This window comes from Hydrogenophaga sp. LT287, from assembly GCF_055702805.1.
The window spans coordinates 1-4,488 of the sequence record NZ_JBVPZC010000061.1; the positions used below are offsets into that span (position 1 = coordinate 1).

General features: G+C 60.7%; 3 protein-coding genes and 3 pseudogenes. 2 read left to right on the plus strand and 4 right to left on the minus strand.

Features of this window, described 5'->3' with window-relative positions; all coding sequences use genetic code 11:
* The 3 genes and pseudogenes from AC0GNR_RS19275 to AC0GNR_RS19285 all read right to left on the minus strand — a co-directional run.
* Positions 1 to 1,455: pseudogene (locus AC0GNR_RS19275) on the minus strand (Tn3-like element IS1071 family transposase); the annotation flags it as partial.
* Positions 1,456 to 1,599: 144 nt separating this feature from the next.
* Positions 1,600 to 2,331 (minus strand): annotated as a pseudogene (locus tag AC0GNR_RS19280) (Y-family DNA polymerase); the annotation flags it as partial.
* Between the two features lie 41 nt (positions 2,332 to 2,372).
* Positions 2,373 to 2,822: a LexA family protein gene (locus AC0GNR_RS19285; protein ID WP_472902370.1), complete on the minus strand. Its 450-nt coding sequence runs from the start codon at positions 2,820 to 2,822 to the stop codon at positions 2,373 to 2,375.
* A gap of 116 nt (positions 2,823 to 2,938) precedes the next feature.
* Here AC0GNR_RS19285 and AC0GNR_RS19290 point away from each other — a divergent pair, with 116 nt between their 5' ends.
* A complete protein-coding gene (locus AC0GNR_RS19290) occupies positions 2,939 to 3,592 on the plus strand; it encodes an SOS response-associated peptidase (RefSeq protein WP_472902369.1) in 654 nt (217 codons plus the stop codon).
* 174 nt (positions 3,593 to 3,766) lie between these two features.
* Positions 3,767 to 3,862, plus strand: a pseudogene (locus AC0GNR_RS19295) (transposase domain-containing protein); the annotation flags it as partial.
* A 156-nt stretch (positions 3,863 to 4,018) separates the two neighbouring features.
* Here AC0GNR_RS19295 and AC0GNR_RS19300 read toward each other — a convergent pair.
* On the minus strand, positions 4,019 to 4,488 hold a 470-nt coding region (locus AC0GNR_RS19300; protein ID WP_472902174.1), incomplete at its 5' end, for a LysR substrate-binding domain-containing protein.

The following is a 4,488-nucleotide window of genomic DNA, read 5'->3' on the forward strand; positions in this document are numbered from 1 at the left end:
CTCTGCCTGCCAACGCTCGTCCGTGAAGAACAAGCGCGCACGACCCCGAAAGCTCAGGCTGTGCTCAATCCAGACCGAGCCATTGCGCACCGCGCGGCGCAGGGCAAACAGGGTGGCCACCTCCAACGCCTGAAACGCCCGTTCCCGGTCTGGGCTGGAGATCGAAACCTGCCAGATCATTCCCAGACTTGGTGCCACCACTTCAACTGGCAGCTTTCTGGATCCTTTGAGATATAAAGCTTGCAGCTTGGCAAGGTACTCGATGGCAGGATGCTCGCCGGTGGCCTGCCAGGGCAGCTTTGCAATGGCGACGAGCAACGACCGCACGGGGCGAATTCCATCAATCAATCCCTCGCGGACCAGGGAGGCCCTGCTCGGTGGTTTGCGTTTCTGGGTTTCGGTGATCAAGGCTTCAAGACGGGCACGCAACTCAGCATCTGGCACCGCACCTTGCGCGCTCAAGGCAACAAGTTCGCCGAGCAGCGTTTTGTACATTGCGGCCCAATTGACGGTAGCGGGGACATCGGCGGCAGCCTGACGCCACAGATCGGCGATCCGGCGCTGCACCATAAGGATCAACTGGTCTGTGGTGGTGAACAGGCAATACCGAAGAAAGCATGCGACCTCCACGGTGCGCGCTGGCTCTTTGATCTTGGCTCCGGCTGAGGGCGGCCTGGAGACAAGTCGGCGCGCGTAGCGGCGCAAGATGAGATCGGGGATGTCTGCCAGGTGCTTATGAACGTCCAGCGTGTAAAGCAGGTCGATGCGCTCCAGTACCTCGCTGATTTGGCGGGTTGAGTGTTTCGCCGGTGCAGCCCATAGCCAACTCTGCTGGGTTTGTCCATCTGGGCGCAGCTCTGAAACTGAGGCTCGCCAGCGATCAAGTGTTGCTGGATCAACGCTGGCGGCGATGGCGGTGCCTGTTTCAACTTCAAGCTGGGCAAGTGCCGCCGCAATCAGTGTCCGAATTGCCCGCTCGTGCACGATCACCAGCTTGTTCTTGTACAGCCATTGACGCGCCCGCACGAGTAGCTGATCGCGGTCGGCGCAGCGCGCCACTTCGTCGCGCAGTTCACGTACCAGTGAGCGGCGCTGGTGCTCGCTCATCCACTGGAATCCAAGGACCGTGCAGGCTACTTGTTGGTGATCGAATAGCGTGCGCCCGCGTTCATACATGGCTCTCAGCGAGGCGACTTCTGGTGCTGCAATGCCAAGCTCGTTGCCAAGGTGGCGCCACAAGGCTACTGGAATTACCCGAAAGGCACCGAGCAAACGCCCACTCATGCGCAGGAAACCAATATGGAGCGCCAGACCAAGCTTGTGGGAATCACCTCGGCGTGCATTGATTGCGTCGCGCTCGGCACCATCGAAGGTGAAAAATGCCTTCATCTCGAAGTCGCTGATATCGCGGGGGAGCCCACGCATCCCCAAAAACGTTGTGTGCCAACCCTGCATCGTGAACCTCAAAAGTGGGAGGCCACCATACCCGTTTACAAAGCGAACAGGAAAGTCAATGAAATCAACGGTCTACCCAGACCACCCCCGCACCAGTGCTAGCTTTGCGTACCGTCACTTATTGCACTGAAAACGAGGAGACCCCAGAACCACACAGGACTGCCCCTGCAGCTCACGCACCGTGCGCTCCAGCACCACCGACCAGCGCTGGCGTACCGTGGCCAGGTCCATGCGGGCGAGAGCAAGCACCGTGTGGATGCCACCCTCTTTGAGCTGTGCGGCAATGCGACGACCCACGCCCCAGACTTCCTCGACCGGCGTGGCCGCCAGCACCACATCTCGTGCTGTTGGTTCCAGTGCAGCCAGGTTGCAGATTTGGGCCAGTTCGGCGGGGTAACTGCCGGGTTTGCGTTCGGCTGTCTTGGCGATGTGGTTGGCCAGCTTGGCCAGGGTCTTGGTCGGCCCGATGCCGATGCAGCAGGGGATGCCCACCCACTGCAACACCCTTTCGCGGATCACCCGGCTGCGTTGGACCAGGTCACCCCGGATACCCGAGAGATCCACAAACGACTCGTCGATGGAATAGATCTCCTGCCGGTGACCGAGCCCGGCCACCAGGCTCATCATGCGGTCGCTTAGGTCTCCGTACAGCGGGAAGTTCGCCGAGAGTGCAACCAGCCCCTGGGATTCCGCCAGATGCCGGATCTTGAACCAGGGAGCCCCCATGGCAATGCCCAGGGCCTTGGCCTCGTTGGAGCGGGCAATCGCACAACCGTCGTTGTTGGAAAGCACCACCACCGGTTTGCCGCTCAGGCTGGGGCGGAACACACGCTCGCAAGAGACATAAAAATTGTTGCCATCGACCAGGGCATACAGCGAGGAAGCCATGCAGCACGCTCAACCAAGGTTCGCCGGCTTCAGCGTTTGAACTGTTTGATCGCCGCGATCACCACGCCCCACACCTCGACCGTCTGGCCTTCGGTGGGCACGATGTCGGCGAAGGTCGGGTTGGCAGCCTTGAGCTTCAGCCGCCCCCCGCGTTGCCAGAGCTGCTTGCAGGTGAAGTCCCCATCGACCACCGCCACCACAATCTGGCCGTGGCTGGGCTTGATTGCCCGGTCCACCAGCAGCACATCCCCATCGAAGATGCCCGCCTCACGCATGGACTCACCCCGCACCGTCATGCTGTAGGTGGCCTGTGGATGTTTGATCAGGTGTTCGAGCACGTCGATGCGTTTGGCCTGGAAGTCCTCCGCCGGCGACGGAAAACCCGCCCGAATCCGGGATTCAAGTTGGAAAGCGGGAAGTGGGCATTCGGCCAAGGGCCTCGGTGGGCTGCAGCTTCCTGACGCTGCACCAGGGAACATGGGTGACAACAGGTGATCTTCTACAATACTGGACATAATAACAGTATAGAGGCCAAGCCCATCCCTTGGGAATGCTTCACAGAAAACCGGCGCGAATCCGCGCATAGGATGGAACCATGTGCAGTCACTACGAAGGCGTGCGGGACGTCCAGGTCTTGCGAAAGGTGTTCCAGGTGGAGCCACCGGCCGACTTGGGAAAAACCGATCTCTGGCCGGGATACCCCGGCCTGCTGATCCGCCGCCCCAGGGAGAAGGACTCGGGGGATGACGCGGTGCCTGATAGGGAAGCGTTACCCGGCCTGTTTGGCCTGGTACCCCACTGGGCGACCGACCTGAAGATCTGCCGCAGTACCTACAACGCCCGCAGCGAGACGGTGGCCACCAAACCAAGTTTTCGGGAGGCCTGGAAGCGGGCGCAGCACTGCATCATCCCGGCCCAGGCCATCTACGAACCGGACTGGCGCAGCGGCAAGGCTATTCCCACTCGTATCGAACGGTCAGACGGTCGGCCCATGGGCATTGCAGGTTTGTGGTCTGCCTGGAAGTCTCCCCAGGGGGAATGGGTGCACAGCTACACCATGCTGACGACCAACGCCGATACCCACCCGCTGATGAACCAGTTTCACAAGCCGACCGACGAGAAACGCATGGTTGTGGTGTTGCCGGAGTCGGTCTATGACGAGTGGCTGGTAGCGACGGCTGAGCGCTGTGAGCAGTTCCTGGCGCCATTTGCGGCGGAGGGTTTGAGGGTGGGAAGTGAACGAGATTGAAGGAGGGTGGGAGACTGCTTCGCAGCGGTTGCTGTCGGTCGCGGCCGTGACCTGAGTTCACGGTGCCTGGCACAAAGCTGTCATTGGCTCACCCAGCAGCGCGGCAGCATCGATGACCGGTATCGAGGGAGCTGCAGTCATGGTCTAGCACACGTCTCCCCATGAACGGGACGACCCTACGCCTACCTGCGCGATGTCATGGCACGCCTGCCCATGCAGCCCGCCACCCAGATCGGCGAGCTGCTGCCATACCGCTGGCAGTCAGCCTGACAGCGCATATTCAGATACACGACCGCGCCCCGCAGTCAAGATGGGATCGCCGCGCGATTACGGGCGTCCTACAACCCTTAACTTAAGTCGGCCTACAGGCGAACAGTTGCCCCTCGGTCCCATGCCCCACGGCTGCATGGAATCCAAGTTCCATACCTAGGCAATTTTCTGACTTACGCTATGCGCCAAACCCAGGAAGATCGAGATCAGTGGAGCTTGATGCCGCTCCTTTCTACAGATGAAGTGCACCTGTGTCGCCATGCTGGTGTCTGAAATAGTTAACTTAACAAGGCGAGGATCCGGCCTGTAGGCTGTTTCCGCCACGACGCCTAGGCCCAGCCCCTCCGCCACCGCCTCTCGAACGGACTCGCGGCTGCCCATCTCCAGAGCCACCTGCACCTCGACGCCTCGCTCCTTTAGTTCTTGTTCAAACACGCGTCTGGTCGTCGATCCTTCCTCTCGGATGACGAACCTCTGACCCTGCAGATCACGCAGTTTGAGAGTGGCCCGTTGCGCGAGTGGGTGTTGGGTGTTGCCGAATATCACCAATCGCTGGGTACGGTAAGCCGCGCCAAATAGATCTGGGTGAGCGACGTGATTGAGCACCATGCCCACGTCTCCCTGGT